5 protein-coding genes are annotated in these 6,858 nt (G+C 67.6%); all 5 read left to right on the top strand.

The genetic code is table 11. From position 1 onward, the window contains the following. The first annotated feature begins 404 nt into the window (after positions 1-404). Complete coding sequence (locus tag FBT96_RS17500) at positions 405-713, top strand: DUF485 domain-containing protein (protein ID WP_136908926.1); 309 nt, start codon at positions 405-407, stop codon at positions 711-713. Next, positions 710-2,446, top strand: coding sequence for a cation acetate symporter (locus tag FBT96_RS17495; RefSeq protein WP_136908924.1), 1,737 nt, complete (start codon positions 710-712; stop codon positions 2,444-2,446). The genes FBT96_RS17500 and FBT96_RS17495 overlap by 4 nt, the downstream gene beginning before the upstream one ends. A gap of 72 nt (positions 2,447-2,518) precedes the next feature. Continuing rightward, positions 2,519-4,345 carry a DUF294 nucleotidyltransferase-like domain-containing protein gene (locus tag FBT96_RS17490; RefSeq protein WP_136908922.1) on the top strand — a complete coding sequence of 609 codons (1,827 nt, stop codon included), beginning with the start codon at positions 2,519-2,521 and terminating at the stop codon, positions 4,343-4,345. Positions 4,346-4,390: 45 nt separating this feature from the next. Then, entirely contained in the window at positions 4,391-4,786 is a 396-nt protein-coding gene (locus FBT96_RS17485; protein WP_136908919.1) for a response regulator transcription factor, read from the top strand. After that, the coding region (locus tag FBT96_RS21485) for a 3'-5' exonuclease (protein WP_136908928.1) at positions 4,786-6,858 on the top strand (2,073 nt) is incomplete at its 3' end. The genes FBT96_RS17485 and FBT96_RS21485, both read left to right, overlap by 1 nt.

Genomic DNA, 6,858 nt, shown 5'->3' with positions numbered 1-6,858 from the left:
CAATGGGCGCCGGGTCTGCCGAAGACGCGCTCGGGCAAGATCATGCGCCGGATCCTGCGCAAGATCGCCGAGAACGACTACGGCGCCTTGGGCGATATCTCGACGCTGGCCGATCCGGGCGTGGTGCAGGAGCTGATCGACAACCGGATGAACCGGGCGTGACCCGCAGGCGGGGGGCGCCGCCCCCCTCTTGCCGTCGGCACGTCCCCCCCCGGGATATTTGGCCCCGGGATCTTTGCCCAAGCTGAAACGCCGCCCTTTCACCTTGGCGCAAATATCCCACGGGGGTGCGGGGGTGTGAAACCCCCGCCGCGCCGGGAGGGTCAAGAGCAACGGCCGGGGAAACACGGCCAAACCGGTCCGCGCAAGCCGGATCGGGACGACATCAACGAGGAGGAAAACACATGCAAGACACGATGCTGGAACGCATCGCCAGGAGCCCGGCCTACCACACGCTGAAAACAAAGCGGTTGCGGTTTGGCTGGCTGCTCACCATCGCGATGCTGCTGGTCTATTACGGCTTCATCACCGTCATCGCCTTTCGCAAGGACCTGCTGGCCGTGCCGCTGGGCGAGGGGGTGATGACCTGGGGGATTCCGATCGGCTTCGGGGTGATCCTGTTCACCATCGTGGTGACGGCGATCTACGTCTTCCGCGCCAACAACGAATATGACGAGCTGACGGCCCAGGTGAAGCGCGAGGTGCTGAAATGAGCCCGGTCACCTCCTTTGCCCGCCTTGCGGCGGTCTGTGCGCTGAGCCTGACGCCCTCGCTTGCGCTTGCGGCGGGCGCGATCGAAGGCGCGGTGCAAAAGCAGCCCACGAACTGGACCGCGATCGCGATGTTCGGCTTTTTCGTGGTGGCGACGCTGTTCATCACGAAATGGGCGGCCGGGCGGACGAAATCGGCGGCCGATTTCTACACCGCGGGCGGCGGCATCACCGGCTTCCAGAACGGTCTGGCGATTGCGGGCGACTACATGTCGGCGGCCTCCTTCCTCGGGATTTCGGCGGCGGTGATGCTGCAGGGCTATGACGGGCTGATCTATTCGATCGGCTTTCTGGTCGGCTGGCCGATCCTGACCTTCCTGATGGCCGAGCGGCTGCGCAACCTTGGCAAGTTCACCTTCGCCGATGTGGCGGCCTTCCGCTTCGCGCAGACGCCGGTGCGGGTCTTTGCCGCGATGTCGACGCTGGTCGTCGTGGCCTTTTACCTGATCGCCCAGATGGTGGGCGCGGGGCAGCTGATCAAGCTGCTGTTCGGGCTGGAATATCTTTACGCCGTGATCGTCGTCGGCATCCTGATGATGGTCTATGTGCTGTTTGGCGGCATGACCGCGACGACCTGGGTGCAGATCATCAAGGCCTGCCTGCTGCTCGGCGGGGCCAGCTTCATGGCGCTGATGGTGATGGTGCATTACGGCTTCAGCCTGGAAAGCCTGTTCGCGGAATCGGTCAAGGTGAAGACCGATCTGGCGCTGGCGGCGGGCAAGACGCCCGAGGAAGCCGCGGCGGCCGGTCTCTCGATCATGGGGCCGGGCACGTTCGTGAAAGACCCGATCTCGGCGATTTCCTTCGGCATGGCGCTGATGTTCGGCACCGCCGGTCTGCCGCATATCCTGATGCGCTTCTTCACCGTGCCTTCGGCCAAGGAAGCGCGCAAGTCGGTGATGTGGGCGACGGTCTGGATCGGCTATTTCTACATGCTGACCTTCATCATCGGCTTTGGCGCGATCGTCTATGTCCTGACCAACCCGGGTCTGGTCAGCTATGATGCCAAGGGCGCGCTGACGCTGGTGGGCGGCAACAACATGGCGGCGATCCATCTGGCGCAGGCGGTGGGCGGCAACATCTTCCTCGGCTTCATCTCGGCGGTGGCCTTTGCCACGATCCTCGCCGTGGTCGCCGGTCTGACGCTCTCGGGCGCCTCGGCGGTGTCGCACGACCTTTATTCGACCGTGTTCAAGAACGGCAAGGCCGACAGCGCCTCGGAGCTGCGGGTCTCGCGCATCACCACGATCTGCCTTGGCATCGTCGCGGTGGTTCTGGGTCTGGCGTTTGAAAAGCAGAACATCGCCTTCATGGTGTCGCTGGCCTTCGCCATCGCGGCTTCGGCGAACTTCCCGGTGCTCTTCATGTCGCTTCTGTGGAAGGGCATGACGACGCGCGGCGCGGTGGTCGGCGGCGCTTTGGGGCTGATCAGCTCGGTGGCGCTGACGATCATCTCGCCCTCGGTCTGGGAAGCCACGCTCGGCTTTGAAAAGGGCTCGGCGCCGTTCCCCTATACCTCGCCCGCGCTGTTCTCGATGGTTCTGGGCTTTGCGGGCATCTGGCTCTTCTCGATCACCGACAAGAGCCGCCGCGGCGATCAGGATCGGGACGGCTATCTGGCGCAGGAGATCCGCTCGGAAACCGGCATCGGCGCCGCCGAGGCCTCGGCGCATTGACCGGCGGCGGGCGGGGCCTTGGCCTCGCCCGCTTCCCCCGCCTTCACAGGCCCCGTCTTCGCAGGAGAGATCATGGAACCCGATTGTCAGGCCATCCTTGCCTTTCTGGAAACCGTCCACCCCTATGATACCCTGCCGCGTGACGAGCTGGCCGAGGTGGCCCGCTCTTTTCGCCGCATGGAATTCCGCCCCGAAGCGCTGATCTACGTGCATCAGACGCCTTTGGGCGGGCTTTACCTGATCAAGCAGGGCGCGGTGGAAATCACCGACGGCAATGGCGGGCTGGTCTCGCTGCTCGGGCCGCGCAATTCGTTCGGCGAGCGTGGTCTTCTGCGCGACGGGCTGGCCGCGACCCAGGCGCGGGCGACGGCGCAGACCGTGTGCCTGGTGCTGCCCACCCCGACCTTCAAGCGGCTGATCGAGACCTATCCGGCCTTCGAGCGCTTCTTCAACAGAAAGCGCGGCGAGAAGGTCTCGACCGAGATCGCGACGCAGAAAGTGGCCGATCTGATCGCGCGAAAGCCGCTGTCCTGTGCGCCCGAAACCACGGTTCTTGACGCCGCGCGGCGGATGCGCGACGCGCATGTCTCCTCGCTCGGCGTCGTCGGCCCGGGCGAAAAACTTCTGGGCATCGTCACCCAGCGCGATCTGTCGAACAAGATCCTGGCCGAGGGGCAAGCGCCTGATACGGCCGTGGCGGCGGTGATGACCGCGGATCCGGTCAGCCTGCCGCCCACCGCGCTCGGCTCGGACATCCTGCATATCATGCTGGAAAAGCGCATCGGCCATCTGCCGATCACCGAGGCGGGCCGCTTCGTCGGCATGATCACCCAGACCGATCTGACGCGGTTTCAGGCGGTCTCGGCGGCGGTGCTGATCCGCGACGTGGTCTCGGCCGAGACGCTGGCCGAGATGGCCGCCGTCACCGGGCGGATCCCGCAGCTGCTGGTGCAGCTCGTCGGCGCGCATCACGCCCATGACGTGGTGACGCGGCTCATCACCGACATCGCCGATGCGGTGACGCGGCGGCTTCTGGTGATGGCCGAACGCGAATTGGGCCCGCCGCCGGTGCCCTATCTGTGGCTGGCCTGCGGCAGCCAGGGGCGGCAGGAACAGACCGGGGTGTCGGATCAGGACAATTGCCTGATCCTCGATGACCGCGCGACGGCCGAGGACATGGCCTATTTCCGCGCCCTGGCAAAGATCGTCTGCGACGGGCTTCATGCCTGCGGCTATGTCTATTGCCCGGGCGAGATGATGGCGACGGCCGCGCGCTGGTGCCAGCCCTTGCAGGTCTGGCGGCGCTATTTCCACGACTGGATCGACGTGCCGAACCCCGAGGCGCAGATGCTCGCCTCGGTGATGTTCGATCTGCGCCCGATCGGCGGCAATGGCGCCGATCTCTTCACCGCGCTGCAGCAGGAAACCCTGCGGCTGGCGTCGCAAAGCCCGATCTTCATCGCGCATCTGCTCTCGAACGCGCTCAAGCACACGCCGCCCCTGGGCCTGTTGCGCGGCTTTGCCACGATCCGCTCGGGCGAGCACCGCAACCACATCGATCTGAAGATGAACGGGGTGGTGCCGGTGATCGATCTGGCGCGGGTGCAGGCGCTGCGCGGGCGGCTCGGTCTGGCCAATACCCGCGCCCGGCTGAAGGCGGCGGAAGACGCCGGGATGATCGCCCCCGGCGAGGCGCGCGATCTGATCGAGGCCTATGACCTGATCGCGATGACGCGGCTGGAAAACCAGGCCCGGCTGATCAAATCCGGGCGGGCGGCGGACAATTTCCTTGCCCCCTCGGACATGAGCGATTTCGAGCGCGCGCATCTGCGCGACGCTTTCGTGGTGGTACGCACGATGCAATCGGCGATAGGTCACGGCAAGGCCGTGCCGGGCTGAAACGGTGCGGGCCGGGACGACAGGGGCTGAGAGGGGGGCGCCGGGATGACCGGGGAAAGCGGCGGCAGGCCGCGCGTGCTGATCGTCGAGGACGAGGACAACATCGCCATCGCGCTGGATTATCTTCTGGGCCGCGAGGGGCTGGATCACGCGCGGCTGGCGACGGGGCTGGGCGCGGTCGCGCGGATCCGCGCCGAGCGCCCCGATCTGGTGCTGCTTGACGTGATGCTGCCCGAGGTCTCGGGCTACGAGATCTGCCAGCAGGTCCGGGCCGATGGCGCGCTTTCGGCGGTGCGGATCGTGATGATGACGGCGCGCGGCTCGGCGCTGGAGCGGCGCAAGGCGCTGGCGCTCGGCGCCGATGGCTTCATCGCGAAACCCTTCGAGCTGAAGGAGTTGCGCGACGAATTGCACCGGCTTCTGGATCCGGAGGGGGCGTGATGCGGCTCGCCCGGCTTGGCCTGCGCGTCCGGATCTTCCTGTTCTTCGCCGCGCTGGCGATGGGCAATCTTGTGGCGCTGGTCGCGGGGCTGGTCTTCGGCTTCGAAAAGCTGGCCCGGCCCGAGGCGCTTTCGGGCTTCGTGATCGGCGGCACCGTGGCGGGGCTGGTGATCCTGGGCCTGATCGGCGTGGTCTGGGCGCTTTTCGACGCCAATCTGGCGCGGCCGATCGAGCGGCTGGCGGGCTCGATCCGCGCCCGCACCCAAACCGCGGTCGACAGCGCGCTCGACGAACGCGCGGGGCGCTATCTGGGCGATCTGGCCCCGGCGGCGGCGGCGATCGCGCAGCATCTGAACGAGACCCGCTCGGCGCTGACCGAGGCGGTGCAGCGCGAAACCACCCGGCTGGCGCGGGAAAAGGACCGGCTGGAGACGTTGCTTTCGGACGTGCCGGTGGGGGTGCTTTTGTGCACCGCCGATCATGCCCTGGTCTTTTACAACGGTCAGGCGGTCGATCTGCTGGGCGGGGCGCATGCGCCGGGGCTCGACCGGCGCGTCTTCGATTATCTGCACCCGGCGCCGATCCGCCATGCCCATGCGCGGCTTCTGGCGACGGCCGATCCCGATGCCGCCTCGGATCTTCTGTGCGCGACGGTGGCCGGGGGCCGCACCTTGGCGGCGCGGATGCGGCTGATTTCCGAGGGCGAGGATCATCATGTGCTGCGCAGGGCGGGCTATGTGCTGACGCTGCGCGATGTCTCGGCCGACCTGCGTGCCCATGCCGGGCGCGAGGCGCTGATGGACGAGCTTTTCGACCGCATCCGCCGCCCGGCCGCGGCGCTGCAATCGCTGATGGGCGTGCTGATCGCCGAGGACGGGCCCGTCGATCCGCAGGCCCGCGGGCAGCTGCGCGAAGCCGCCCGCGCCGAGGCGGGCACCTTGGCGCAGGCGATCCACACGCTGCACGACCGCCACGAGGCGATGCGGGCCGATTGGTGGCCGCTCGCGATGATCCGCGCCTCGGATTTCGGCGCCGCGGTGCAGGCCCGTGTCGCGGCCGAGGGGGCGGGCGATCTGCTGCCGGTGACCGCGCCGCTGATGCTGCGCATCGAGGGCTTCGAGATGGTGGCGCTGAGCGCGCATCTGGTCGCCCGTCTTGGCCCGGAGCGGGTCGAGAAGCGGCTGGAGGTGCTTGAAGACGGCGCGGGGGCGCTGATCGCGCTCGAATGGCGCGGCGCGGCGGTGGCGATTGCCGAGCTGGAGCGCTGGCTGGCCGAGCCGCTGGATGTGGGCATGGCCGAGCTGACCGGGCGGCGGGTGCTGTCGGCGCATGCGACGGATCTGTGGCCCGAGCGGCTGCACGAGGGGCGGCACCGGCTCTGCCTGCCGCTGCGCGAGGCGCGCCGGACCGGCACCGATCCCCGGCCTGTTCCGCGCCAGGTGGTCTATGACTTTGATCTGCTGGGGCGCGGCAGCGAAAGCGCCTTTGCCGAAACGCCGCTCGACAAGCTGACCTTCGTCGTTTTCGACACCGAGACGACGGGGCTGTTTCCGGCCGGCGGCGACGAGATCGTGCAGATCGCGGCGGTGCGGATCGTCAACGGGCGGCGGGTGGCGGGCGAGGTCTTTGACACGCTGGTCGATCCGGGGCGGCCGATCCCGGCGGCCTCGACGGCGATCCACGGCATCACCGAGGCGATGGTGGCGGCGGCGCCGACGATCGCCGAGGTCGGGCGGCGGTTCCACAAATTCGCCGAGGGCGCGGTTCTGGTCGCCCATAACGCCGCCTTCGATCTGGAATTCCTGCGCCGCAAGGAGCTTTTGATCGGGCGCAATTTCGATCATCCGGTGCTCGATACGGTGCTTTTGTCGGCGGTGGTCTTTGGCCCGGCCGAGGCGCATTCGCTGGACGCGCTGACGCATCGGCTGGGCATCACCATCCCCGAGGAAGCGCGTCACACCGCGCTTGGCGACACGGTGGCGACGGCGGATGCCTTCCTGCGGCTGCTGCCCGCGCTCAAGGCCCGCGGCCTGACCACCTTCGGCGCCGTCCTGACCGAGATCCGCAAGCAC

It is taken from the genome of Rhodobacter capsulatus, from assembly GCF_005144475.1.
GTDB lineage: Bacteria > Pseudomonadota > Alphaproteobacteria > Rhodobacterales > Rhodobacteraceae > Rhodobacter > Rhodobacter capsulatus_C.
Note: the sequence above shows the minus strand (reverse complement) of the source record. Positions and strands in the feature narration are given on the sequence as shown.